23 protein-coding genes are annotated in these 25,871 nt (G+C 63.8%); 8 read left to right on the top strand and 15 right to left on the bottom strand.

Annotation, left to right across the window (positions count from 1 at the left end):
• Positions 1–44 precede the first annotated feature (44 nt).
• Positions 45–554 carry a hypothetical protein gene (locus L0U82_RS18695; RefSeq protein ID WP_233833001.1) on the top strand — a complete coding sequence of 170 codons (510 nt, stop codon included), beginning with the start codon at positions 45–47 and terminating at the stop codon, positions 552–554.
• Between the two features lie 109 nt (positions 555–663).
• Here the strand turns inward: L0U82_RS18695 and L0U82_RS18690 are convergent, their stop codons facing one another.
• Both L0U82_RS18690 and L0U82_RS18685 read right to left on the bottom strand, forming a co-directional pair.
• Complete coding sequence (locus tag L0U82_RS18690) at positions 664–2,307, bottom strand: DHA2 family efflux MFS transporter permease subunit (RefSeq protein WP_233832999.1); 1,644 nt, start codon at positions 2,305–2,307, stop codon at positions 664–666.
• A 158-nt stretch (positions 2,308–2,465) separates the two neighbouring features.
• Positions 2,466–3,011 carry a MarR family winged helix-turn-helix transcriptional regulator gene (locus L0U82_RS18685; protein WP_233832997.1) on the bottom strand — a complete coding sequence of 182 codons (546 nt, stop codon included), beginning with the start codon at positions 3,009–3,011 and terminating at the stop codon, positions 2,466–2,468.
• Between the two features lie 280 nt (positions 3,012–3,291).
• Between L0U82_RS18685 and L0U82_RS18680 the strand changes: the two genes are divergently transcribed.
• Together L0U82_RS18680 and L0U82_RS18675 are read left to right on the top strand one after the other, a co-directional pair.
• Positions 3,292–3,759 carry a hypothetical protein gene (locus L0U82_RS18680; protein ID WP_233832995.1) on the top strand — a complete coding sequence of 156 codons (468 nt, stop codon included), beginning with the start codon at positions 3,292–3,294 and terminating at the stop codon, positions 3,757–3,759.
• 311 nt (positions 3,760–4,070) lie between these two features.
• Positions 4,071–5,714, top strand: coding sequence for an efflux transporter outer membrane subunit (locus L0U82_RS18675; protein ID WP_233832993.1), 1,644 nt, complete (start codon positions 4,071–4,073; stop codon positions 5,712–5,714).
• Between the two features lie 277 nt (positions 5,715–5,991).
• Here the strand turns inward: L0U82_RS18675 and L0U82_RS18670 are convergent, their stop codons facing one another.
• The 8 genes from L0U82_RS18670 to gspG all read right to left on the bottom strand — a co-directional run bounded on the left by L0U82_RS18670 (position 5,992) and on the right by gspG (position 12,224).
• The gene (locus L0U82_RS18670) at positions 5,992–6,771 is read right to left on the bottom strand and encodes a type II secretion system protein N (protein WP_233832991.1); all 780 of its coding nucleotides are present in this window, start codon (positions 6,769–6,771) and stop codon (positions 5,992–5,994) included.
• 28 nt (positions 6,772–6,799) lie between these two features.
• A complete protein-coding gene (gene gspM / locus L0U82_RS18665; RefSeq protein ID WP_233832989.1) occupies positions 6,800–7,303 on the bottom strand; it encodes a type II secretion system protein GspM in 504 nt (167 codons plus the stop codon).
• Complete coding sequence (gspL, locus tag L0U82_RS18660; protein WP_233832987.1) at positions 7,300–8,727, bottom strand: type II secretion system protein GspL; 1,428 nt, start codon at positions 8,725–8,727, stop codon at positions 7,300–7,302. Before gspL ends, gspM begins: the two co-directional genes overlap by 4 nt.
• Before the next feature lie 28 nt (positions 8,728–8,755).
• Positions 8,756–9,925 (bottom strand): type II secretion system minor pseudopilin GspK, encoded by a 1,170-nt coding sequence (gene gspK / locus L0U82_RS18655; RefSeq protein ID WP_233832985.1) that lies wholly within the window; start codon positions 9,923–9,925, stop codon positions 8,756–8,758.
• Between the two features lies 1 nt (position 9,926).
• A complete protein-coding gene (locus L0U82_RS18650) occupies positions 9,927–10,604 on the bottom strand; it encodes a PulJ/GspJ family protein (protein WP_233832982.1) in 678 nt (225 codons plus the stop codon).
• Positions 10,582–10,974 carry a type II secretion system minor pseudopilin GspI gene (gene gspI, locus L0U82_RS18645; protein WP_233832980.1) on the bottom strand — a complete coding sequence of 131 codons (393 nt, stop codon included), beginning with the start codon at positions 10,972–10,974 and terminating at the stop codon, positions 10,582–10,584. Before gspI ends, L0U82_RS18650 begins: the two co-directional genes overlap by 23 nt.
• Positions 10,975–11,023: 49 nt before the next feature.
• Positions 11,024–11,611 (bottom strand): GspH/FimT family pseudopilin, encoded by a 588-nt coding sequence (locus L0U82_RS18640; RefSeq protein WP_233832978.1) that lies wholly within the window; start codon positions 11,609–11,611, stop codon positions 11,024–11,026.
• Between the two features lie 148 nt (positions 11,612–11,759).
• Positions 11,760–12,224, bottom strand: coding sequence for a type II secretion system major pseudopilin GspG (gene gspG / locus L0U82_RS18635; RefSeq protein WP_233832976.1), 465 nt, complete (start codon positions 12,222–12,224; stop codon positions 11,760–11,762).
• 136 nt (positions 12,225–12,360) lie between these two features.
• Here gspG and L0U82_RS18630 point away from each other — a divergent pair, with 136 nt between their 5' ends.
• Complete coding sequence (locus L0U82_RS18630; RefSeq protein ID WP_233832974.1) at positions 12,361–12,774, top strand: type II secretion system protein N; 414 nt, start codon at positions 12,361–12,363, stop codon at positions 12,772–12,774.
• A 284-nt stretch (positions 12,775–13,058) separates the two neighbouring features.
• Here L0U82_RS18630 and gspF read toward each other — a convergent pair whose 3' ends face one another.
• The 3 genes from gspF to gspD are packed head-to-tail and all read right to left on the bottom strand — an operon-like array spanning position 13,059 to position 18,209.
• Complete coding sequence (gene gspF / locus L0U82_RS18625) at positions 13,059–14,276, bottom strand: type II secretion system inner membrane protein GspF (RefSeq protein WP_233832972.1); 1,218 nt, start codon at positions 14,274–14,276, stop codon at positions 13,059–13,061.
• Between the two features lie 4 nt (positions 14,277–14,280).
• Complete coding sequence (gene gspE / locus L0U82_RS18620; protein WP_326489735.1) at positions 14,281–15,801, bottom strand: type II secretion system ATPase GspE; 1,521 nt, start codon at positions 15,799–15,801, stop codon at positions 14,281–14,283.
• Positions 15,798–18,209, bottom strand: a complete 2,412-nt coding sequence (gspD, locus tag L0U82_RS18615; RefSeq protein ID WP_233832970.1) for a type II secretion system secretin GspD — start codon at positions 18,207–18,209, stop codon at positions 15,798–15,800. The genes gspE and gspD overlap by 4 nt, the downstream gene beginning before the upstream one ends.
• Before the next feature lie 543 nt (positions 18,210–18,752).
• Between gspD and L0U82_RS18610 the strand changes: the two genes are divergently transcribed.
• Positions 18,753–19,196, top strand: a complete 444-nt coding sequence (locus tag L0U82_RS18610; RefSeq protein WP_233832969.1) for a lytic transglycosylase domain-containing protein — start codon at positions 18,753–18,755, stop codon at positions 19,194–19,196.
• Positions 19,197–19,466: 270 nt separating this feature from the next.
• The gene (locus L0U82_RS18605) at positions 19,467–20,834 is read left to right on the top strand and encodes a GTP-binding protein (protein ID WP_233832967.1); all 1,368 of its coding nucleotides are present in this window, start codon (positions 19,467–19,469) and stop codon (positions 20,832–20,834) included.
• Between the two features lie 181 nt (positions 20,835–21,015).
• On the opposite strand, the gene L0U82_RS18600 is transcribed toward L0U82_RS18605, so the two are convergent.
• Together L0U82_RS18600 and L0U82_RS18595 are read right to left on the bottom strand one after the other, a co-directional pair.
• On the bottom strand, positions 21,016–21,294 hold the full coding sequence (locus tag L0U82_RS18600) for an HU family DNA-binding protein (RefSeq protein ID WP_075303500.1): 279 nt from the start codon (positions 21,292–21,294) through the stop codon (positions 21,016–21,018).
• Between the two features lie 18 nt (positions 21,295–21,312).
• Positions 21,313–21,615, bottom strand: a complete 303-nt coding sequence (locus tag L0U82_RS18595; RefSeq protein WP_233832965.1) for a hypothetical protein — start codon at positions 21,613–21,615, stop codon at positions 21,313–21,315.
• 102 nt (positions 21,616–21,717) lie between these two features.
• Here L0U82_RS18595 and mnmC point away from each other — a divergent pair, with 102 nt between their 5' ends.
• Both mnmC and L0U82_RS18585 read left to right on the top strand, forming a co-directional pair.
• Positions 21,718–23,694: a bifunctional tRNA (5-methylaminomethyl-2-thiouridine)(34)-methyltransferase MnmD/FAD-dependent 5-carboxymethylaminomethyl-2-thiouridine(34) oxidoreductase MnmC gene (gene mnmC, locus L0U82_RS18590; RefSeq protein ID WP_233832963.1), complete on the top strand. Its 1,977-nt coding sequence runs from the start codon at positions 21,718–21,720 to the stop codon at positions 23,692–23,694.
• Between the two features lie 923 nt (positions 23,695–24,617).
• Positions 24,618–25,823, top strand: coding sequence for a cation:proton antiporter (locus L0U82_RS18585; RefSeq protein WP_233832961.1), 1,206 nt, complete (start codon positions 24,618–24,620; stop codon positions 25,821–25,823).
• The last annotated feature ends 48 nt before the right edge of the window (positions 25,824–25,871 follow it).

Genomic DNA, 25,871 nt, shown 5'->3' with positions numbered 1-25,871 from the left:
TGGTCCAAATTGATATGACACGCTCCACAGCGGGAGGTATCGACGTGAACAACAAAGCTCTGTTAGCTGCGCTGTGTCTGGCGGCGACGGCAGGGTGCGCGACCCAGGGGCAGGTCGATCCGGATGTCATGCAGGTCGCGACCAAACCGTTGACGTGTTCGAACAAAGCGGAATGCGATCTGTGGTGGCAACGCGCACAGTCGTGGGTGTCGAGTCATTCGAAGTACAAGATCGAAATCGCCACCGATTCGCTGATCCAGACTGCCGGCCCTGATGGCGGCAAGCGCGCGCTCGCGTATCAGATCACGCGCGCCGTGAATCCGGATGGCACCGCGACGATCGGCTTTTCCGCGCATTGCGATGGTTCGCTCGGCTGCAAACCGAATCCATGGGAGGCGGGCGCCGATTTCAAGCAGTATGTGAGAGGCGCGGGCGCCAGTACCGCGCAGGCCGGCGCCGTGCCATCGCAGGCCGCTCCCGATGCAACGCATCCGGAAGTGATGCCAGGCAAGCCGGCCACGACACCCAACAATGGCGAGGCGATGTCGCAGTAGTAGTTCGTGTGGATGCGAATGAAGCGCCGAGCTAACTCGGCGAACTAAAGCGCGGTGCTTGAGCACGTGCGCGTTCGTTCGCCACACCGCGCATCACGGATTCACGTCATCAATGCCCCATCGAAGGCCCCGCGCCCTTACGCGGCTTCGTGATCCACACCAGGACCGCGAGCACCACGAACGCCACGCACGAAATACGGAAGAAATCGTTGGTGGCCATCATATAAGCCTGACTGGTCACCACCTGATTCAACTGCGCGGTCAGGCTGTCGCCGGCGAATCCCGCACCAGAGAGTGCGTTCGTATACGCGTTGGTATTCGATGAATACGCGTTGACCGAATCGACGAGCATCGCGTGATGATAGATCGTGTCGTTCTCCCAGAACGTCGTGCTGATCGCGGTGCCGATCGCGCCGGACAGCGTGCGGAAAAAGTTCGACAAACCGGATGCGCTCGCGAGCCGCTCGTCGGGCACACTCGACAGCGTGATCGTCGTCATCGGCACGAAGAAACACGCGACGCCGATACCTTGCACGAGCCGCGGCAAAACCACCTGACCGAACGGCACATCGAGCGTAAACGTCGAGTTCCACAACGACACGATCGCGAACACGATGAACGCAAAGCTCGCGACCATGCGCAGATTCAACCGATGCATGTTCTTGCCGATCATCGGCGACAGGAACAATGCAAGCAGGCCGACTGGCGCAGTCGCTAAGCCCGCGAGTCCCGCGGTGTAGCCCATCACCGTTTGCAGCCACAACGGGAAAATCACCACAGAGCCGAAGAAGGCCATGAAGCCGAACGAGATGATCACGACGCCGAGCGCGAAATTGCGATCCTTGAACAACGACAGATCGACGATCGGCTCTTTCTCGGTCAACTCCCACACCAGCAGGAACGCAATCGCGACGAGCGCGATCACCGCGAGCGTCACGATGAAGGTCGAGTTGAACCAGTCGCGATCCTTGCCGAGGTCGAGCATCATCTGCAAACACGAAACGCCGGTCACGAGCAGCACGAGGCCGACCGCGTCGATGCGCTGCCGGGTCGTCCGTGTCTCGCGGCCGCGCAGCAGCAAATACGAGCAGAACGCCGAGAACAGGCCGATCGGTACGTTGATGTAGAAGATCCACGGCCACGTGAAGTTATCGGTGATGTAGCCGCCCATCACCGGGCCGAAAATCGGCGCGCAGATCACCGTCATCGCCCATAAGCCGAGTGCAAGCCCGCGTTTCGCGGGCGGGTAGGAGCGCATCAGGATCGTCTGCGACAGCGGCACCATCGGCCCGGACACGAGCCCTTGCGCGAGCCGGAACGCGATCAGCGATTCGAAGTTGTGCGCGAAGCCGCACAGCGCCGACGCGATCGTGAAGAGCAGCACCGACAACGTGAAAAGGCGCACCTCGCCGACACGCCGCGCGAGCCAGCCGGTCAGCGGCACGGCGATCGCCGACGCGACCGAGTACGACGAAATGACCCAGGTGCCCTGGCTCGACGCGACCCCGAGGCTGCCGGAAATGGTCGGCACCGCGACGTTCGCGATCGAGGTATCGAGCACCTCCATGAAGGTGCCGAGCGCGAGTCCGACGGTCAGTAGCGCGAGCGCACCGCCCTGCAGCGGCGCGGGCTCGGCCGCGGGCGGCGGGGCGTTGGGAGCGTTGGGAGCGTTGGGAGCGTTGGGAGCGTTGGGAGCGTTGGGAGCGTTGGGAGCGTTGGGAGCGTTGGGAGCGTTGGGAGCGGTGGCATCCATCTATTCTTCTCCTCGATTGGGAAAGCTTGTCGCGGCAGCTTTATCGCGTGTGGTTAGCATCGTGCTTATATGCCGAAACATCCTCTGCCCAGACAGATATCTGAAACCAATGGCGCCTTTGAATAACGCCCTCGTGTGCCGCTGTTCGTGTCTCGTCGTTAAGCGTCGTCGCCTTGTGCCGGCGGCAGCTTCACCGACGCTGCCTGCGCTTCGTCCAGTTGCCGCTCGAACCCGCCGCACATGCCGGCCTCGCCATCGAGACCGTTCGCGATGAAACGGCTGAGCAGTTGAATCAGCGTCGCATGGTCATCCGCGGTAAAGCCACGCAATTGCTCGTTCAGCACCGCCGCGCCCAGGGCCGGCAACTGCCGCGCCGCGTCGTGCCCTTGCTGCGTCAACTCCAGCTTCACCATGCGCCGGTCGTCATTGCTGCGCGAGCGCACGATAAAGCCCTTCTTTTCAAGGCGATCGAGCAGACGCGTCATCGAGCCGCTGTCGTATGACATCGCTCGCGACAACTCGAACGGCGTGCTCGCTCGCCGCGACGACAGCATCAGGATCACGCCGATCTGCTGCGCGGTCAGCCCGAGTGGTTTGACTGCTCGGTCGGTGCGCTCGACCAGCACGTTACGCGCTTTCGTCAGGTAGTAGCCGAGACTCGTCGTCAGCTCGATCTCGTCCGCTTTGTATGGACCATCGGCCATTTGGGTATCCGCCATCCACAAACAGGAACGAAGTGTAGCTGCCTAAGCAGGAAAATAAGCTGCCAAATAAACAGACAAGTCAAATTTCATTGCCACGACATATCGCTAGTTCAAAAAACAACAGTGAGGCCCTGAATGCGCGACAGTATCTTGAAATTTGATTGCATAGTCAATATTATCTTCGGCAATGAGTTTCGCGCGTGATGCGCCTTTCGAGACCATGTTCTGACCGATCATCCGCACGTCGCGCCCGCGACGCGCGAAAAAGGATTCTCCTCCGATGCTGTACCTCAAAAACACGCTTGGCGGCCTGAGCCGCTCACTGACCGATTCCGCTCTGAACAGTTTTCGCGGCCCGCACCGCTGGTGGAAGCTCGCATTGTTCGCCGGGCTGATCGTGCTGCCGGGTGGCTCGGTGGCGGTCGCGCTGTTCGCGTGGGTCGAGCATCGGCGGCAGACGAAGCGTGCGAAGAAGGCGGCAGCGGTAGTGGAAAGCAGTGCGATCGTGCGACCCCTCGCGCTGCCCGACGTGGTAGCCCAGCAAACCCTCACCGTTGCCGCGAAAAGTATCGCCATTGCGACAGTCAAAGCGGTTAGCGCGGTCAATGCAGACAACACGACTGGCACGTCCATCGCGATAGCCGGCACGGCCTGCCAGTCACGCGGCGGTGCGTCGTCCCGGGCAGGCGCCGGCAAGCTGGCACGCCGTCAGGGACAGCAGAGCAAGTGCGCCGATGCGCGGCATTAACGCGTGAATTCGACGGCGCACGCCTAACGAGCCGGTCTAACTCGCGGACTCAATCCAGGCACCGGATCCCCTCCGTGCCCTCAGCCATCTGACACCTGCAAGCCGCGGCGCCGCGCGGTAACAACGCGTAACCATCGCGTGGTCGCCAGTAACACACCTGCGTGCATCCGCACATTAACCTTTCACCTTTCAGTTTCCCGCGCTCGGGCGTTCGCGCGGGCTCATACGCTAACATTCCGGCAGACCAAGATCTCGCCCGGGCGATGGCGCCGCTATCGGCCGCATCGCGGCGTCCAGAAGGAATTCATTGCATGCAGTCTGATCGAATCTCGCGCGCGCGGCTGCTTGCGCCGCGCGCCCTGACCCTCGCCGTGAGCGCGGCCTGCGCGACGCTTATCGCCGCCTGCGCGGTCGGTCCCAACTATCAGCGGCCGGCCACCGAGATTCCCGCGTCGTTCAAGGAAGCCGCGCCCGGCTGGAAAGTCGCGCAACCCGCCGATCAGCACGATCGCGGCGACTGGTGGACGATCTACGAGGACCCGAAGCTCAACGAACTCGAAGACAAACTGAACACCGCGAACCAGACCGTTGCGCAATTCGCCGCGACCTACCGGCAGGCGCGCGCGCTCGTCAGTGAGGCACGCGCCGCGTACTTCCCGACGATCGGTGCTTCGGCGGGTGCGACGCGTTCCGGCAGCGGCGTGTCGTCCACGGGCAACTCGACCACCCCGACACGTCGCGCGGGCATTAGCAACAGTTTCAACCTCGAACTCGACGCGAGCTGGGAGCCCGACCTGTGGGGTTCGGTCACGCGCACGGTGAACGCGCAGAAAGCCGGCCAGCAGGGCGCGGCCGCCGACCTCGCAAACGCGCGCCTGTCCGCGCAGGCCACGCTCGCGCAGACCTACTTCGCGCTGCGCGCGCTCGATTCCACGCAAAAGCTGCTCGACGACACCCTCGAAGCCTATCAGCGCTCGCTGCAACTCACGCAGAACCAGTACGCGGCCGGCGTCGCCGCGCGTTCGGACGTGATTCAGGCGCAAACGCAACTGCAATCGGCGCAAGCCTCCGCGATCGACAACGGCGTGCAGCGCGCGCAGGACGAGCATGCGATCGCGGTGCTGATAGGCGTGCCAGCGTCGGTGTTCTCGCTGCCGCCGATGCCGCTCACCGCGACGCCGCCCGTCGTGCCCGCGCAGATGCCGTCCGCGCTGCTCGAGCGGCGTCCGGACATCGCGTCGGCGGAACGCAAGGCCGCGGCGGCGAACGAGCAGATCGGCGTGGCGATCGCCGCGTTCTTCCCATCGCTTACTTTGTCCGCCAACGGCGGCTTCGAAAACTCGGTGTTCTCGCAACTGCTGACCGCGCCGTCGCGCTTCTGGACGCTCGGCCCGCAACTCGCCGGAACGATCTTCGACGCTGGCCTGCGCAAGGCGCAAACCGACGCCGCTCGCGCCACCTACGACGCGGATGTCGCGGCCTATCGGCAAACCGTGCTCGCCGCGTTCCAGGACGTCGAGGACAACCTTGCTTCACTGCGTATCCTCGAACAGGAAATCGTCGTGCAGCGCCAGGCGGTCGACTCGGCGCGCCAGGCGCTCACGATCGTCACGAACGAGTACAAGGCCGGCACGGTGGGCTACGTCAATGTGCTGACCGCGCAGACTACCGCGTTCATCGCCGAGCAGAAGCTCGAAAGCATCGCGGGGCAGCGGATGGTGTCGTCGGTGGGTCTCGTGAAGGCGCTCGGCGGCGGCTGGGATGCGTCGCAGATGAATCGCGAGACGGGTGATGTGGCGGCTCCGGCGCCATTGCCAGCGTCCGCGCCTGCTGCTGCCGCAGTCCCTCCAGTGGTTGCCACCGCGGCGAATAGGAAGGAGGCGGCAATGGCAGCCACGCCGCTCGCGCAAAACCCGGTGCCGCAGTCGCAGTTGCTGCAATCGCAGAGTAAATAGCGCCACCACACTGGTCGCGAGCGAAAGCCGCACGCACGCAGAGCTGACGGGTGCGGCAGACAAAGCGGAGAAGGTCATCTCGCCAACGCCGGCATCCCCAGCAGCAACCACCGCAGTGCTCGCTGCAGCAATCGTCAAGCCGCCCACGCAAACGCGGCGCAAATCGAACCACAATCGAATCGAACCGCACCAGACAAAAGAGGCATGACCGCGAACCCGCGGCCATGCCTCTTTTTTCATCCACCCTACGCGTGCCACGCGCGCATCCGCGCGCCGCTCAATGCACGAACGTCAGCGTCACCGTATCCGGTCCGCTCGGCCGGCCCAGCAGATTCAGCAAGCCGGCGAGATTGTCGTGCTGCTCCGGCGCGGCGCTCGCGGTGCCATGAAACGACGTCGACGCGGAAGACACGGTGCCGTTGCCGTTCAGCATCAACGGTCCCTTGATCGTCGTCAGATCGAGCGCCGACGACGTCCCCTGCGCCTGAAATTTCACCCGGTACGAGCCGAGCGGCTTGACCAGCGAAACTCGCGAACTCACGTCGTCCAGCGTCATCGTCAGCTGACCGAACGCTTTGCCACTGAAGCTGCGCCAATCGGTCCACGACAGCAGCACGTTGCCCTGCAGATCGAGCGTATTGAACGGCGCACCGAGCCCGGCGAGCAGCGACGCGGGCACCGCGAGTGCACCCGGCGTGACCGTCGCGCCGCGCGGCGTCGCATCGACCGTGATCGGATCGGGCATCGCCTCGCTTTGCCGCATGACCATCCGCACGCGTCCGGTGAAAAGCGGCCAGAACGCGGTATGCCATTCGATCCGGCCAGGCAGCAGCGTCGCCGCGCTCATGTCGGAGCCGGCGGCCAGCATCAGCGTGGCCGAGCCGTGCCACAGCGAGCCTTCCGCATCGACGAGGTTCACGTGCCCGTTCGTTTGCCGCGCGAATTGCGGCGTAATCCATGCAGCCGGCAGCAACGCGAGCATCACGGCCGCGACCGACAACACCGCGACCACCAGCCACGGCAGCGCCACACGCAGGCGCCACATCCAGTAATTCATTCGAGATCCTGTAGCGAGCGGCGCGTTCTTATTTGGCGGTCGACGGCTGCAACGACACCGTCAGGTCCACCTGGCCGTCGTCTTTCAACGCGGTGATATGCGCCTCGGAAACCTGCACCTTGAACTGCCGGCGCACGTCGTCGACCCACGCGGTCCAGGCGGGAAACGACGCGTTCTTCATCTGCACCTGCACCGCGCTGCCGGCGAACTGCACCTGCGTCGCGGCGAGGCCATGCTCACCGAGCGACGCGGTGAGCGCGTCCTTCAGCGCCGCGCCGGTCGGCGCGACACCTTGCGCGGCCGCCGCCAGCGAGTGCGCCTCGTTCGCCTGCGCGGTCATTTGCGCGAGTTGCCGCTGCAGGCTCGGCAGCGATTCCTTCAGACGCGAGCGGGCGTCCTGCGCCGGCGCCCACAGCAGCGACCAAACGATCACCAACGCGAGCGCGCCGCCGCCCCATGTCAGCAGCCCCTTTTCGCGATCGGTGCGCTGGCCCCAGAAGGCAGCCCAGGTTTGAGCGAGTTCAGCTTTCATTGTCCGTTCCTGATGGTCCACTTGCCGGTGCTGCTATCGATCGCGCCGTTCAGGCCGTTGCGCGCGAGGCGCTTCGTGAAGTCGGCGTCGACCTTGACTTCCGGCTTGAAGGTCACGTCGAGCCGATGTTCGTGATAATCGAGCGCGGCGATACCGTTGACCGGCAGCGGCGACAGCGAGCGCGCGAGACCATCGGCAAGCGACAGGAAATCTTCCGGTGACAGTTCACCCGCCGCGACGCGCAGCTGCTGCAACTGGCGCGACATCTGATCCGGCGCATCGAGCACGACCGTGGTCTTCGGGAAGGTATTGAGAAACAGCTCCGTCATCTGCGTGTTGATCGCGTCGCGCTGACGCGCGAGCATCAGCCACTGCACGTTCGCGCCGATGACCGCGATGATCAGCGCGGCGGCCGCCAGTGCGATCGGCAGACGCAGACGCCGCAACGTCGCACGATCGAGCCGCCACGGTTGCGACGCGAATTCGAACTGGCACAGATCGAAGCGGCATTCGAGCGCGCGCCGCGCTAGCTGTTCGAACGGCAACGGACTCGCGCCGTGGACATGCGCGGCGAGCCGGCCGGGGCTCGTCGCGGCGAGGCTCGGCTCGTTACCGGGCACTTCGGTCAGCATATACAGCGACACCGGCGCCGCGCCCGCGAGCGCGGCGAGCGTCGCGTTCACCGCGTTGGCCGGCGCCGCGAAACCTTCGCCCTGCGCACCGCGTGCAATCGCGAGTTCGACACGCGGCACGCCACTTTCGACCGCGCTTTCTACCGCGCCTTCCAGCAGCAGCGCCGGCGCGGTCTGCACGACGGCGCCAAGCACTGCGGCCACCAGCGGCACGATCGACGGCACGTCGGGTGCGAGCACCGGCGCGTCGGCCGGCGGCGAAGCCGCAGCACTAGTCGCACCGGCCAGCGCCGGTTCGCGCACCTCGGCCGCAGCCGTCTCGGCAACATCGGCCAACGTCTCGACGACAGCCGCCTGCGGCAGACAACGCGTGACCGGCACCGCGCGCAAACTGCGATGGCCGGCCGCCGTGAACGCCTCGCAAATGAAGCGGAACCAGCCGCGATCGGCGATCGCGAGCAGTTGCCGGCCATCGGCGAGCGGCTGCGGATCGACCGCGATATGGCAGGTCTGCGGATCCTGGATCAGTTGATCCTCGACGATATTCGGCAGCGCCTGGCGCAGCTTCGGTCCGCGCAGCGGCGGCAGCATGGCCGGCATCAGCAGCAGGTCGCGCGCGGCGACCATCAGCACCGTCGTGCTCGCGCGCGGCAGCAGCGCGAGCGCCGAGCGGCCCGCTCGCTGCGTGCGCCCGCTCTTGTCGAGCAGGGTGAACGGCAGCTCGGGCAGTTGCCATTCCTGCGATGGCACCGCCGGATCACGTGGCGGCAGTAGAACGATCAGCGTGCTCAAAGGCCACTCTCTCTGTGAATTGCGTGGTTCAAAGTTGGTCTTGTACTCGCACGATACGCGTAGTGTGAGTCAGCGGATCGCGATACACGAGCGTCGTACGATCGACGACCGCGCGCTCGTGCTGCACGTTGCCATGGACCACGAAATAGCTCGAATTGACGTCGAACTGATTCGGATCGATCGACACCGATTGCACACCGGCGGCGGTCAGCGCGAGCTGCACGTCGCCGACATTGCGGAAAAACACGGTCTGGCGGCGCGCGACCAGCGCTTGCGCCTGCGACAGGCTCATACCCGGCACGGCGGCCGCGATCACCTCGGCCGACGCGGTGTTCATATTGATCGCGGTGGTGGTCGGCAGCACGGTGACGAACGGACGCAGCCGCGCGACCATTTCCGGCGTGTAGCCGGGAATGTCGAGCAGCGAATCGACACTCGTCATCAGCAGCGGCGCGACCTTCGGATTGTCGCCGTCCTCGCCGCCAATGCCAGGCTGGTTCGTGAAGCTGCCGCCCGTCGTATCGCCGCCGCCGCCGACCGCAGGCACGCCGCTCGCCGACGTCGCGCCGTTGGCCGACGTGCCGGTCTGGAAGCGCGTGGCCGATTGCGACAGGCTCGCGCGCACCTGCAGCGCGGTCACCTTGGCGAGCTGGCCGCTCAGTCCGAGCGAGATCAAAAGGCGCTGATACGCCGCGGTCTGCTCCGCGCTCAGCTGGATCACACCGGGCGCCGGGCTCGCGACGAGATTGCGCAGATTGAACTTCGCCTGCGCATCTTCGATCGACCCGGACAGATACGTAGCCGCGCCTTCCTCCGCGCGTACCTCGCCGATCTGGCCAAGAAAATCCGACAGGCGCGTCTTCGCGATCGGCACGCCCCACAGCCCGCCCAGATACGTGATGCCCGCCGACGTATCGCCTTCGGAGCGCAAGATCAGCCGCGTCCAGTCGAGCGCGCCGCGCGCGACCCATTGCGCCTGCGAAAGCAGGCGCTGATTTTCGATGCGGCGAATCTGCACCTGCTGGCGCCACAGCATCCCGGACACGAGAATCGCGGACAGCGCGACGACCAGCAGCGCGCTGATGATGGCGGCGCCGCGCTCATGAACACGCCCATGTACGTGCTTGCGGCGCGCGTTGCGCCCGGCAGTTCGGGCACCCGCCGCAATCCGCGATCTGAACAACGAGGAGAACGTCATCTCATTCCCCCACCAGAAAAACGCGCTTGATCGGCCGCGCGAGCGACGTCGCGCCGATGCTGACCTCGAGCCCGCTCACCGCGCGCGCGAGCGGCGCATTGCCGAGCTGCGGCACCTTCAGATTGTTGACACCCTCGATTATCGCGCTCTGCACGTCGTCCATCTGCGTAGTCCAGCCGACCTTCGGCACGTACAGGCGCGCCGTGATCGCGCCGACGCCGCCCATCAGCGGCACCACGCTCCAGCCTTCGTCGCTGCCGTGCAGCGCGCGCCGCAATTCGCCGGCATTGCCGAGCGGCGGCGACGCATAGCGCACCACATGCCCGGTCGAGATCTGATAGCGCACCACCTGCAGACGCGGCGCCGTGCCGGGCAGCACCATATGTCGCACGATCTGCAGCGTGTTGCCTGATACGGAAATCGCGGCCTCGCCGCCGGCTTCGTCGTCGCTGGCGGCCTGGCGCGCGTCGATACGCATCTGGTCGAACAGCTGCGCGAACACGCGCTCGTCTTCCATCGCGTTCGTGATTGTCGTGCGGCCGCGGATGATCTGATCGAGCCCGCGCCATGACAACACCGCGATCACCGCAAGGATCGCGATCGCGACCAGCAGTTCGATCAGCGTGAAGCCGCGTGCGCCGGAACGGCGGCGGCGCTCAGAGCGAGCGGTTGTTTTCATTCGCGACCACCGTGACCATCTGGGCGAGATTGGTGGAGCGCCCAGGCATCGTCACCACCACTTCAACGCGGCGAAACACCGGATTCGGCGTCGCCGTCACATGCTCGGTACAGAGCAATTGCAGATTGCCTTGCGAGCAATCGAAACTCGTGTCGCCGACGTTCGGCCATGAATGCGTCAGACGCAATTGCGCGAGCGTATTGTCCGCGCTCCAGCCGGCGAGCAGACGCCGGTGCAAATCGGCCTCGCCGGTCGCGAGACTGCCGACCGCGCGAAGCGAAGCGGCGAGCGCGACCGCGATGATCGCGAGCGCGACCAGCACTTCGATCATCGTGAAGCCGCGCTGCGAGCGACGCGAGATCCGATGCATCGGCAGGAGGGAAGGGGCTCGAGTAGTTCCGCGACGACGCATTCGCATGTCAGCGCACCTCGTAGCGGCCATTGCCGGTGCTGACGATCTTCACCTGGCCGGCCGCCGAAAACAGCGTGACTTCGACCGGTACGTCGATCGCCTCGGTGCCGAACACGATGCGATCGGCTTGCGAATCCGAGCCCGGGTAGCTGATTGCGACACTGGTCACACCGCCTTCCCACTGACGCGGGCCGAGCAGATCGTCGTGCAGCGGACGCCAGCCATCCTGCGTGTGCTGATCGAAACGGAAGCCGCCTTCGTACGGCTGCCACGCGATCGGCCGCGCGCGCACCTGCGCTTCGTCGCCGGCGGATTCGAACAGCAGCGCGAGACGCTGCGCTTCCTCGTTCAGATCGGTGCGCGGATTGCGGGTCATCGTCACCGCGGTCAGCGATACGAGCAGGCCCGCGATCACCAGCACGACCATCATTTCGAGCAGCGTGAAGCCGGCCGCGCGCCGACGACTGCGGCTTGCGCGCATCGCAGACGCCGGCGGCGATTGCCGCACGCCGGCGCACTCCATGCGCGGCCGCGAAGCCGTACACAGAGTGTCCACGGGGGACTTGCAAGCGGACATGCGCATAGTGCCGGCCATCGACGATCAACGAAAAATCAAACAGCAACGTATCGGTGAAGCACGCTCGCTTCGCCACACCGCGCGGCCGATGGCCATGCGGAAAATACGGGGAACGAAGCGCTCGCGTGCGGGAACATCAGGTGACTTCCAGGTATCCGATACGGACTTATTGCCAGGAGCCGACGTCGGCATCGTTGCCTTCGCCGCCCGGTTTGCCATCGGCGCCGTAGCTGAACACATCGATCTCGCCGTGCACGCCCGGATTCAGATACTGATAGGCATTGCCCCACGGATCGTTCGGCAGACGCTCGAGGTAGCCGCCGTCCTTCCAGTTGTTCGGCACCGGGTCGGTGCTCGGCTTTTCGATCAGCGCGCGCAGGCCTTGCTCCTGAGTCGGATAGCGGCCGTTGTCGAGACGATAAAGCTTCATCGCCTGCATCACGGTGCCGATGTCCTGCTTGGCGGCAACACGCCGCGCTTCGTCTGGACGGCTCATGATCTTCGGCACGATCAGCGCGGCGAGAATGCCGAGAATCGCGATCACGACCATGATTTCGATCAGCGTGAAACCGCGCTGACGACGGCTGCGCGAAGCCGCGTTGTCAGTGCGGCGAATGGTCGACAGTTGCATAGCTTACTTACCTCTTTTCAGGTGAAATTACTCGGCTCTGGCTGTAATTGAACACGCCGGGCCGATCATTTTAATGTCATGCAGTTGAAGGGTTTCAACCCACCGCAATTTTCACAATAGTCCGTACAATGTGCGCATGAACGCTATCCAAATCCGCCTCCTGTCCCTCGCGCTGTTCGCCGTTTTCTGCGCGACATTGACCTACTGGGTCATCACGCTCACCACGATGTCCGGCGCGCCGTTGCCGGCCGCCGCCGCGCGCCCGCAGCCCTCGACCGAACAGGCCGCGACGCTGTTCGGCGGGCAGCTGCAGCGCAACGTCAATCAGGACATCCATCTGTTCGGCATCCTCGCGTTGAGCGAAGGCGCCGCGGCGATCGTCAGCGTCGGCGGCGAACCGCCTCACGCGGTATCGCTCGGCAGCGCGCTGATGCAAGGCACCAAGCTCTCCGAAGTCCGCGCCCGCTCGATCATCATCGACCGCAACGGCGCGCATTCCGAAATCTTCCTGCCCCCCAACGCGGCCGGTCCTACCATCTACGTGCGCTGAAGCGGAGCGAACCCGGCGTTCAGCCGGTGTTTGCTTCGTCGTTGTTCGCCTGCACAGCCGCTGTTGCCTGATGGCTTCAGCGGCTTTTCTTTAGCGGCTTTGCTTCGCTGCTTCCGCCGCTTTGCCTCTGTCGCTTGCAGCCGCTGCTTTACTCACGACACTTCGCTGCAAAGCCCACTTCAGCAAATTCCACGAATCGTGCGGCCTCACCGACCCGCCGCGCAATCGCGGATGCCTTTCCCTTTCTTACCCGCACTTACCGCTTACCGCTTATTGCTTATCGCCTACTGCACGAGGTTGTTCAACTCGATGATCGGCATCATCACCGCCAGCACGATCACCAGCACCACACCGCCCATCGCCAGAATCAGCAGCGGTTCGAGCAGGCTCGTCAGGAACATCGTGCGGCGTTCGAGTTCGCGCGCTTCGCCGTCGGCCGCGCGATCGAGCATCGTCGTCACGTCACCGGTCGCCTCACCCGAACGGATCAGGTGCACGAGCACCGGCGGAAACGTCTTCGTATTGCCGAGCGCGCGCGACAGCGACGTGCCTTCGCGCACGCGCACGATCGCATCGTCGATGTTCTCGCGCATCGCGTTGTTGCTGAGCGTTTCGGCGGCGGCCTGCAGCGCGCGCAAAATCGGCACGCCGGCGGCCGTCAGAATACCGAGCGTGCTCGCGAAGCGCACGGTGTTGTAGCCGCGCACGAGCCTGCCGAGCAGAGGCGCGCCGAGCAGCCAGCGGTCGAACGCGAGACGCGGACCCGCCTGCTTCAATGTCGAGCGCACAAGGTACACGAGCACCGCGACGCCGATCAGCATCGCCCACCACCAATGCCGTACGAAGCCGGACAACGCCATCATCAGGATGGTCAGAAACGGCAATTGCTGCTTCGTGCTCGCGAATACGTTGACGACCTGCGGCACCACATAACTCAGCAGGAACGTCACGATGCCGAATGCGATCAGCGTGACGATCGCCGGATACGTGAACGCAAGCACGATCTTCTGCTTCAGCGCATTGCGTTGCTCGATGTAGTCGGCGAGACGCGACAGCACCAGACCGAGCTTGCCCGTGTGCTCGCCGGCCGCGACGAGCGCCCGATAAATCTCGGGGAAATCTTTCGGGTGCTGATGCAGCGCGTTGGCGAGCGAATGACCGCCGAGCACTTCGGCGCGAATCGACGCCATCAGTTCGCGAATGTAATCGCGCTCCGACTGCTCGGTGAGCACCGACAGCGCTTCGTCGAGCGGCAGACCCGCGATCAGCAGACTCGCGAGTTGCCGGGTCAGGATCGCCTGCTCGCGCTGCGACAGACGGCGCCCGAATGCGAGGCGCTGATTGCGCTCGCCGCGCGTGCGCGCGGCCGCCGGTTCGACGACGAGCGGCGTCAGCCCTTGCGAGCGCAGATTGGTACGCGCGCTGCGTGCGCTGTCCGCGTCGAGTACGCCTTTTTGCGCCTTGCCCGCCGCATCGATTGCTTCGAAACGAAATGCCGGCATGCGCTTATGCTCCGCCCGTCACGCGTATCACTTCTTCGAGCGACGTCAGTCCCGAATCGAGCCAGCGCTCCGAATCTTCACGCAACGTATGCATACCTTCCGCGCGGCCGGCTTCGAGAATTTCCGCGTCCGCCGCGTTGCGATGGATCAGCGTGCGAATCGTTTCGTCGATCAGCAGCAGTTCGTACACGCCGCGACGTCCTGCATAACCGGAATGACCGCAGCGATCGCAACCGACCGGATGCCAGCGCTTGCGACCGTCTTCCTCGGTACGTTCTTCCTTGCAGTGCGGACACAGACGCCGCACCAGCCGCTGCGCGAGCACGCCGAGCAGCGATGACGCGAGCAGATACGGCTCGACGCCCATATCGGTCAGACGCGTAACGGCCGAGGCCGCATCGTTCGTGTGCAGCGTCGCGAGCACCAGGTGACCGGTCAGCGACGCCTGCACCGCGATCTGCGCGGTTTCGAGGTCGCGGATTTCGCCGATCATGATCACGTCCGGGTCCTGACGCAGAATCGAGCGCAACGCGCGCGCGAAGGTCATGCCGATCCGCTCGTTGACCTGAGTCTGGCCAATGCCCGACAGGTCGTATTCGATCGGATCTTCGACCGTCATGATGTTGGTCGTTGCCGTTTCGAGCCGCGACATCGACGCGTATAGCGTGGTCGTTTTACCCGAGCCGGTCGGGCCTGTGACGAGCACGATGCCGTGCGGCTTGCCGATCAGCTTGTCGAACTTGCCGAGCGTGTCGGCGCCCATGCCGAGAGCTTCGAGATTGAGCCGCGTCGCATCCTTTTCCAACAGACGCAGCACCGCGCGCTCGCCGTGACCGGTCGGCAGTGTCGATACCCGCACGTCGACCGGACGGCCGCCGACGCGCAGCGTGATACGACCATCCTGCGGCAGACGCTTCTCCGCGATATCGAGCTGCGCCATGATCTTGATCCGCGAGATCAGCGCGCCGTGCAGTGCTTTTTTCGGCCGCACGACATCACGCAGCGTACCGTCGACACGGAAGCGCACCACCGACGCATTCTCGAACGGTTCGATATGAATATCCGATGCCTGCTCGCGCGCCGCTTGTGTGAGCAGCGCGTTGATCATGCGGATGATCGGCGCGTCGTCTTCCGATTCGAGCAGATCCTCGACCTCGGGGATGTCCTGCATCAGACGCGACAGATCGACTTCGCCTTCCACTTCGCCGACCACCTGCGCCGCGCTGCCATCCTGGCGCGCGTACGCAGTATTGATCGCCTGCGCGAGTTCGTCGGCGGGCACGCGCACGACCGATACCGCGCCGTAATTGCGCGCGACTTCGGCAAGCGCGGCATCACTCGTGCGCTCGCTGATCCAGACTTCGAGACTATCGGGGTGCTGATGCGCGACGAGAATCTGACCGCTGCGCGCAAAGCCGTACGGCACGAGCCGCGCGGCGAGCGGCGAGGGCGCGACGCGCTCGCCCGTCGCGGCGGCCCCATCGGCACCTTGCGTGTGCTGCGATTGCGCGGACGACTGCGTCACGGACGCGCTCCCGGTGAAACAGTGCTAGGCACCGTGCTGATAGCCGGGCCGACGGTGACCGCCTGCGGCATAGTCTGCGGCGTCACCTGCTGTTGCGGCTGCACCGTTTGCGGCACGGCCTGCTGAGCCGGTTCGACGGTCCGCGGCTGGATTTGCTGTGGTGCCTGCTGCGGTGCAGCCTGCTGACGACGCATCTGGTTCAGATCGAACAGATTCAGCGCCGGGTCCGCACCCTGGCTCGGGCCGAGCGGCATCGGCGGCACGACCGGATCGTCGCGATCCTTGATCAGATTGTTATCCGACTTGTACGCGCCCTGCACACCCTGGATGTAGTCGTAGCGGTTCGACGTGACGGCTTCAGCGGTGCCGCGGTCGCTGATGATGACCGGGCGCAGGAACACCATCAGGTTGGTCTTGGCGCGCGTCTTCTGTTCCGAGCGGAACAGCTGGCCGAGCCACGGAATGTCGCCGAGCAGTGGCACCTTGCTGTTGCTGACCTGATAGTTGTCCTGCATCAGGCCACCGAGCACGATGATTTCGCCGTTATCGCACAGCACGGTCGACTGGATCGAACGCGTCGTGAATTCAGGGCCCGACGGGTTCGTCGTCGCGTTGTTCGTACCGGTCACGATCGCCGAGTCTTCGGTATAGAGCTGCAGCTTCAGGATGCCGCCGTCGGTGATCTGCGGCTTCACGTGCAGCGTCAGACCGACATCGACGCGGTCGAACGTGTTGAACGCCGCGCTCGTGTTACCGCTCGCGAGGTTCGAGTACGAACCGGTCTGGATCGGCACGTTGGTACCGACGACGATCTTCGCCTCTTCGTTGTCCAGCGTAATCAGGTTAGGCGTGGACAGCACGTTCGCGTCGGAAGTCTGCGACAGCGCCTGCAGCAGCGCGCCGAGTCCCTGCACACCGAAAATGTTGTGAATCCAGCCGACGTTCAGGCCTTGTTGCAACGCCTGGCCGCCAGTCGCGCCCGCGAGTGCCCCGGCGAGGCCGGCGCCGCCGGTCGCGCTGCCAACCGCCGCCGCCGCAGTCAGATTGATGATGCTGTTGGCGGCACTGCCCGGTGCCTGCAGATTGGTGCCGGCAAACAGCGAGTTATTCGCGATCTGCCACTGGATACCAAGGTTCGCATTCGTGTTCGAATTCAGCTCGACGACCAGCGCCTCGATATAAACCTGTGCGCGACGCGCGTCGAGCTGGTCGATCACCGCGCGCAGATTGCGATAGACCGGTTCGGCCGCGGTGATGATCAGCGAGTTGGTCGCGGGGTCGGCGGTGATCATGCCGCCGCCCTGGTCGGTGTCGCTCTTGCCTTTGTCGTTGCCGAAGCCGTCGTTATTGCCGTTCGAGCCGCCGGATCCGCCGCTCAATGGCGAGGAAATCGACGAGCCGCCGCCAAGACCGCCCGACGGCAGCGGCGGCGTACCGGACGCGCCCGTCGAAGTGCCGCCACCCAGACCGCCACCGCCACCACTGCCATTCTGGTTGAACGAATTGGCGTCGTTCGAGCTGGCCGACGAGCCGCTGTCGCCACCGCCGCCCTTGCCGAGCATGCTGCGCAGCGTGCGCGCGAGCTTCGTCGCATCCGCGTTGCGCAACGGCACGACGTGGATATTGCCCGGCATCGTGGTCGGCATGTCGAGCTGCTTCGCGAGTTCCTTCGCGGACGCGAGACGCGCGGGATTCGACGCGCGGATCAATAGCGAGTTGGTGCGCGGATCGGACGAGATCGAGACCTTCAGCGTCGCGTCGGTGCTGCCGATCGAGCCCGGGTCGAGCATCTTGCCCATCTGCTGGGCGATATCGATCGCGTTCGCATTCTTCAGCGGCACGACCGCGACGGACTGACCCGCTGCGCTATCGACACCCGCGATGATCTGCGCGATTCGCCGCACGTTGTCGGCGTAATCGGTCACGATGATCGTGTTGTTGGCCGGGTAGGCCGCAACGGTATTGTTCGGAGAAATCAGCGGACGCAGGATCGGCAACAGGTTGTTGGCCGATTCGTTCCTTAGTGTGAAGACCTGCGTGACCACCTGGTCGCCGCGCGCGGTCGGCGTATTACCGACGTAGGTCGGCACGCCTTGCAGCTTGGCATCCGCCTCCGGCACGACCTTCAACACGCCATGATCCTGCACCAGCGCGAAGCCCTGCATGCGCAGCGCGGACTGCAAAGTCTTCAGAGCCTGATCTTCAGGGACACTGTTTTCGGAGACGAGGTTCAGCTGCCCCTTCACTCGCGGATCGACGATGATCGTCTTGCCGGTAGCAGCGCCGATCGCCTTGGCGACCTGGTCGATGTCAGCGTTCACGAAATTCAGTGTCACATCTGCCTGTGCTGTCTGCGCGGTGACCAGGCCAGCCACCAGCAGCGCCGTTGCCACGCGACGCAAAGCCATACAATTTCTTTTCATGGAATGTGATATCGATGCCGGTAGTTACGGCTACCAGCGGTCATGCGGTGCGGACTTCAGCGGCAAGCCACCGCTCAAATTAGCCCGCCAGACATCCTCAAAAAGCGAACTTCGCTTCGAGTGCCGGCGTCCTTGGCGTCCGAAAAGCACGAACACTAACAGCTTTTCATGTCGGAATTGAAACAAAACAAACGACCGCATGCGATTCTGGCTGAAGATCGCTTGAAAAGTTATGCAATTGAAAGCTAACTGCCATGGGGCGCGAACAACAGCCCCGAATTGTGCTGACTTATGTCGGTTAGCCAACTTGGACGCCAGTCGGACTGCCGGTATGATACGAGCCGTTCGCCTCCGTTGTTGCGGGTCCGCCGACGCGGTTTATCCTCGATGCGTGATAAATCCCCGCCCAGCAAGGCGTTCGCGGCCAAAAATCCGGCCAGAAAATTGCCTTACCTAACCTTACTTCGAGCTTCGTCCGGTTCCGCCGGTCGTCCTGGGTACTGCTAGTCCTAATAGTCCTATTAACTGATGAAACGCCAGTTCGTCACCGTCGCCGCCACCCTCGCGCTGCTCGCAGCAGCCGGGTCAGCACGCGCCGACTGTTTCGACGAAGCGGCGAAGTATCAGAAGGTCAATCCGCTGATCCTTCGCGCGATTGCCTGGCAGGAATCGCACAATCGGCCGGATGCGCAGCACAAGAACGCGAACGGTTCGATCGATTACGGCGTGATGCAGATCAACTCGATCCATCTACCGGTGCTCGCTCAATATGGGATCTCGCAGGGCACGCTGATGGAGCCGTGCAAGAACGTCTATATCGCCGCGTGGCATCTGCGTCGCCAGATGAACAAATATGGCAACACGTGGCAGGCGGTCGGTGCATACCACTCGGAAACACCGGCGCTGCGCGACAAGTACGCGCAGCAGATCGTCGCGATTCTGCGCAGCTGGAAACTGATGCCGGCGCGCTAGCCAGCGCAGCGGCTTTGCGGTTTTTTGCCTCAGCCTTTCTCCAGTTGTCGATCCTTTCCTTGTCGTTTTTCCCGCCGACCGGTTTGCGGCGCTGCCTTTGCGTCTGACGGGCTCGCGCGACGTGCCGCCGTTTTGATGCACAATGCGGCTTCATACTGCCGCCAGGCGCCGCTGAGCCTCATGCGGGTTTTCGCAGCGCGAAGGCCGCTCCGTTTCACGCGGTTCCGCGCCCGGCACGCCTTCCAATCTTCCTGTTTTTTCCGTACCGCGATGAACCAGCCGCTATTGCCCGTCACCGTGCTCTCCGGTTTTCTGGGCGCCGGCAAGACCACGCTCCTGAACCATATCCTCGCGAATCGCGGCGGCATGCGCGTCGCGGTGATCGTCAACGATCTCGCCTCCGTCAATATCGATTCGACGCTCGTGCGCAATGCCGCCGCGCTGTCGCATGTCGATGAGCAACTCGTCGAGCTGTCGAACGGTTGCATCTGCTGCACGCTGCGCGACGATCTGCTGAACGAGGTCCGCCGCCTCGCGAGTGAAAAGCGCTTCGACGCGCTGCTGATCGAATCGACCGGTGTCGCCGAGCCGATGCCGATCGCCGAGACCTTCGCTTTCGTCGACGACGACGGTGCGTCGCTCTCCGAACTCGCGCGGCTCGACACAATGGTCACCGTTGTCGACGCATTCAACTTCCTGCGCGATTACGGCTCGGCCGATGCGCTGGCTGAACGCGGCATCGCGGCAACCGAAGAAGACGATCGCACGATCGTCGAATTGCTGATTGAGCAGATCGAATTCTGCGACGTGCTCGTCGTGAACAAAGCCGACCTCGTCAGCGCCGATGAGCTCGCGCGTTTGCAACGCATCCTCGCGCGCATCAATCCGCGCGCGGTACAGGTGGTCAGCCGTTTCGGCGAGGTGCCGCTCGACCAGGTGCTCAACACCGGCCGCTTCGATATGGACGAAGCGTCGGGCGCGCCCGGCTGGCTCGCGTCGCTCGAACATGAGCACGAGCATGAAGATCAGCACGGTGAAGCCGGCAGCGGCGACGGTCACGCGCATCGCAGCGAAGCGGATGAATACGGGATCGGCAATTTCGTTTATCGCGCGCGCCGGCCGTTTCATCCGCAGCGATTGTGGGAATTGCTGCATCAGGAATGGAAGGGCGTGCTGCGCAGCAAGGGCTTTTTCTGGCTCGCGACGCGCAATGACATCGCCGGTTCGTTGTCGCAAGCGGGCGGTGCCTGCCGGCATGGTCCGGCGGGTATGTGGTGGGCCGCGCAGGATCGCAGCGAATGGCCGCAAGGCGATGACGAACTGACCGCCGAAATCGCCGCAGACTGGTACGGCGATCAGGACGATATGAGTATCGGCGACCGTCGCCAGGAACTCGTGCTGATCGGCGTCGATATCGATCCGGCGCTGTGGCGCGCGAAATTCGACGCATGCCTCGTCACCGACGCCGAATACGCGCTCGGCCCGCAAGGCTGGCAACAGCTCACCGACCCGTTCCCGGCGTGGGACTTCGACGAAGACGATCACGATCACGACCATGGTCATCATGATCACGATCACGGTGACGACTGCGAGCATTGCGGGCACGGTCATGGCGAGATCGTGCATCGTCACGACTAAACGCGGCGCTCGCTACTGCCGCCTCTATATATAGAGTGAGCCGCGGCTGCGATGACTACTCACTCATCCCGCGAGCGCCATCGCACGTCACGCATAGACGAAACAACGGACGAAAAAAAACCCGCCACTGGCGGGTTTTTCACGTGCCTACTGCCTGGCAGTAGGCCTCGCAACAGTCTGCTTAGCGCTTGTTGACGGAGTCCTTGAACGCCTTGCCTGCCGTGAACTTCACGGTCTTGGCTGCCGGGATCTTGATAGTTTCGCCGGTTTTCGGATTGCGACCCGTGCGCGCTGCGCGCTTGCCCGAACCAAAACTACCGAAGCCGATCAACTGGACCGCTTCACCCTTCGACACAGCCTTCTTGATCACTTCAAGCAACGTGTCCAGCGTTTCGCCGGTTTGAGCCTTGCTGGCGCCCGTCTGTCCTGCGACAGCGTCGATCAGTTCCTGTTTGTTCATTAAGGTTCCTTTCTGAGTTTAGGTTGATACGAACAGCGCGAACGCGCCGATTATACGTACGCGTACCGCGCCGTCGAGCAGCTGCGGCCCTGATCCCGGAGATCTGTCGCACCGGACGATTCTCTGTACGGCGGCCGTGCTGCCGCGCCCTTCGCGGCGCTTGCTATGATAGCGCAGCGCAAACCCAAGCAGGATAAGGGTTTCGAAGAATTGCGCGGTTCTCGGGCCATATTGAAAGGAAATCGAAATTTTCGCGCTCCAGAAGCCCGTTTTGAGGCCTGAAACCCAGTCCTGGCGGGGGTTAGCGTTGGTTTTTGCCAACGCAGCAAGCGTGCGTCGCCGGCTTTTGCGGCACGTTGCGAGCTGTGAGCACCCACGGCAACGACCTGAACCCGCTTTTTCAAGCGTCCTTTCTCTCCCCGCATGACCGATCCGCTGATCCCGGCTGTCGTCGCTTTTCGCGATAACGGTAGCCCGTTTTCGCCGCTGTACGACGATATCTATCACAGCGCCGTCGGCGCACTCGAACAGGCTCATTACGTTTTTCTGCGCGGCAACGGGCTGCCCGAACGATGGCAGGGACGGCGCGCGTTCACCGTGCTCGAAACCGGCTTCGGCATCGGCATCAACTTTCTCGTGACGTGGGCTGCGTGGCGCGCGGACCCGTCGCGCGGCGAGCGGCTGCATTTCGTCTCGACGGAGAAGCATCCGTTCAGCGCCACCGATCTGCGCCAACTCCATGCGGCGACGCTATCCGACCCACTGATCGCGTCACTCGCCGATACGCTCGCAACCGCGTGGCCGATGCTCGTGCCCGGCACCCATCGGCTCGAATTCGACGACGGCCGCGTCGTGCTCACGCTGATCTTCGGCGATGGGACCGAGACCTTGCCGACGTTGCGACTGCGTGCCGACGCGTTCTATCTGGATGGCTTCTCGCCGGCAAAGAATCCGGACTTGTGGAGCCCGACGATTTTCAAATCGCTCGCGCGTGTCGCGGGTGAGGACGCGACGTTTGCGACCTACAGCAGCGCCGGCGACGTGAAACGCGCGTTGACGCAATGCGGCTTCGAGTATCGCAAGGTCAATGGTTTCGGCTGGAAACGGGCGATGCTGGTCGGCCGCTTCGCACCGCGTTGGCGCGTGCGCCGCTACGAACCACCCGCGCCGTTCGCGCATGACGAACGGCATGCGGTCGTGATCGGTGCCGGGCTCGCCGGCTGCGCGATCATCGAGCGGCTTGCGGCGCGCGGCTGGCGGGTGACGTCGCTCGAACGGCATGCATCGGTCGCGCAGGATGCGTCGGGCAATCCGGCCGGCGTATTCCACCCGATGATTTCGCGCGACGACAGCGTTGCGTCGCGCGTCACGCGCGCGGGTTTCCTGTACGCGCTCAATCGCTGGGCCGCGCTCGAGCGAGCCGGCCATCGGCTGACGCGCGGCGCGGAAGGTTTGCTGCAGATCGCCGCGGACGATGACGAAGCGCGCGCAATCGGCGACGCCATCGCCACGTTCCGCTATCCATCCGACTATGTGTTACCCGTCACCGCCGAGCAAGCCAGTGCGCACGCCGGCATGCCGCTTGCGCATGGCGGCTGGTTCTTTCCACGCGGCGGCTGGATCGACCCGGCGTCGTTGTGCGCGGCGCAAATCGCGGCGGCAGGTGATCTGCTTGAACGGCGCTTCGGCGTCGAAGTCGCGCGGCTCGAACGTTCCGGTGATCAGTGGAGCGTCTTCGATGTCGCCGGCAATGTGGTTGCGCGGGCACCGGTCGTGATCGTCGCGAGCGCGCACGAAGCTGCCCGCATCGCCGGATTGCGCTACGCGCCGACGCGCAGTATTCGCGGCCAGTTGACGTTGCTGCCGCCCGGCGCGGTCGAACGCGTCGCGCTGCCGGTAATCGGCGAAGGCTATGCGGTGCCGCTCGCAAACGGCGTGACGCTCACGGGCGCGACCTATGAACTCGATGATCCCGACACGTCGTTGCGCGCCGACGGTCACCTGGAAAATATCGAGCGCGTCGCGCAGATGTTGCCGGCGTTCTGTCGCGCGATCGATACGGCACGGCCGGATCTGCCCAGCGGCTTCGAGGGCCGCGTCGCCTTCCGCTGCGTGACCAGCGACCGCATGCCGATGATTGGCCAGCTCGCCGACGAAACCGCGTCCGCTCGCGATGCCGCGCGCTTGCGTGGTGCGTGGCCGCTCGATCTGCCGCGCGTCGACGGTCTGTACGGCGCCTTCGCGTATGGATCGCGCGGTCTCGTGTGGGCCGCGCTCGGCGCCGAGCTGATTGCCTCGCAACTGGAAGGCGAGCCGTGGCCGCTCGAACGTGATCTTGCCGAGGACATCGACCCTGCACGTTTTCTGCTGCGGGCATTGCGGCAAGGCGCAGTCAGTTAACCCCGTCGCGTCGGTTAACCAGGCGGTCGTTCGGACGTCCAGTTTCACGTTAACCGCCCTCTGCAAACCGTTAACCCGCATGCGCGGTTGTCCACCGCAACCTGTGGATAACCGCGCAGTTAACCAGCGCAAGTCGTGTGGAACCGTTGTGGACGTAAACGGGGTAACTCGAGCGCCGCGAAAATCAGCAAAAAGTTACCCGCGTATACCGGCGCTTGCCGCACATGCTGTGCATCCTGTTATGCCGTCCGCAAACTGCTGATTTTTTTCGGTAAACCTCGGTTATCCACAGAAACGGAGGCACCTTGTTAACTGTTACTACGTATACATACGGTAAACCAGTAAACACCAAGACCCCGGGCTAACGCCCTCGCTATCAGCCCGCAGAAATTCCGTCAAAACCTCGCCGAACTCTGCTTGGCAGCGTGCGTAAACCCACATGAAAAACACACGGACGGCGCGCAAACTGCGGGGCCGGTTAACTCCATCGCGCGCACGAAACGGTCGCTTTTTCCGCTCATCATGAAGATGACGTACGTTTTTACCGTTTTGCCAGTGAGTTGGCCTCTTTTCGGTCAAGGCAGAAAAAGCTATGGCACAATCGCCGTTCTTTTCCGCGTCGTGCCCCCGTGTTGGGCGGCACGTGCAGCAACGGAACGGTGCCGACCAAACAGAATCTGATTCAAAGTCGACGTCGTTCTTCCCCGTTCCGGTTGCTGTGGCCAGCCCGCATCGGTAAATCCGCCGGCTCGTGAGCTTCTTTGCGGCCGCGGCGCATTCCGATCATCCGATCATTGAAACTCGCAACGCTGACTTCGCGAAGCGATTGCGACAGCGAACACGCTGATGGTTCGCTCGTTCGCCGGTGTGCGTGTGCGCCGGTTCGTGTCGTCTGCCGTTGCTGACAAGGAGAACCCATCACGATGAATTCGGCGTTTTCGTTTTTTCCAGCATGGCCGCTTTCACCCGACGCCATCTTCTGGGCGGGTCTTGCATTGCTTGCCGCCGGTCTGTGCGGCGAACTCTGTTATCGCGCGTGGCGTCTGCCGCGTATTTCCGGTTATGCGGTGATCGGCCTCGTGGCGGGCGCGGCCGGCTCCGGCGTGATCGATGCGGATTCCGCGAGCGCCGCGCGGCCGCTGCTCGATGTCGCGCTCGGTCTGCTGCTGTTCGAACTCGGCGGCCGGCTCGATCTGCGCTGGATTCGCCGTAATCCGTGGCTGATTCTGTCGAGCATTGCCGAATCGACGCTCACGTTCATACTCGTTTTGCCGGTTCTGCTGTTTCTGCATGTGCCGCTGATGGTAGCGATGGTGCTCGCGGCAATCGCAATGGCGACGTCGCCCGCGATGGTGATCCAGCTGAAAACCGAATTGCGCGCGGAAGGCCAGGTCACGCAACGTCTGCTAACGCTGACCGCGCTCAACAGCATGTACGCGGTGGTGATCGAAAAGCTCGTGTCGAGCTGGCTGCACCAGGAGGTTTACGGCAACGTATTCGCGACGATCCTGCAACCGCTGTATCTGCTGGTCGGTTCGCTGGTGCTCGCGTATCTGCTCGCGCGGACCTGCACGTTTTTCTATCGCCGTCTGAACATGCAGGACGAGCATTCGTTCGTCGCGCTGTTCGGTCTCGTGCTGCTCGCGATCGCGGTCGCGCATCTGTTCAAGCTGTCGACGATCCTCGCGCTGCTTGCCGCCGGCATCATCGTCAAGAATCTCGAAGCGCGTCCGCAGTTGTGGCCGCAACACTTCGGCACGGCCGGCTGGCTGCTCACGGTGATCCTGTTCGTGCTGACGCTGACTTCGTTCGAATGGCAGCACATCGCGCTCGGCGGAGTCGCGGCGCTGGGCCTGATTGTTGCGCGTCTCATCGCGAAACTGGTCGGCGTCCTCGCGTTCGCGAAGCCGAGTGGTCTGAACTGGAAGCAGGGGGTGGCGCTCGGCCTGTCGTTATCGCCGATGTCGGCGCTCGCCTATCTGCTGGTCGACGACACGTACAACCTGTATCCGAATTTCGATCCGCAATTGCGCGCGATCGTCATGTGTTCGATTGTCGTGCTGCAGATTCTCGCGCCGTGGCTCGTGTATCGCAGCCTCGCGCTTGTCGCCGAACGGCGCGAAGAGTAAGCGCGGTTCTCGCCGCGCGGGGTTGGTTGAGCAACCCGTTTTCAACGC

This window comes from Paraburkholderia sp. ZP32-5 (genome assembly GCF_021390495.1).
GTDB lineage: Bacteria > Pseudomonadota > Gammaproteobacteria > Burkholderiales > Burkholderiaceae > Paraburkholderia.
This window is presented reverse-complemented; position numbering and strand designations above follow the sequence as displayed.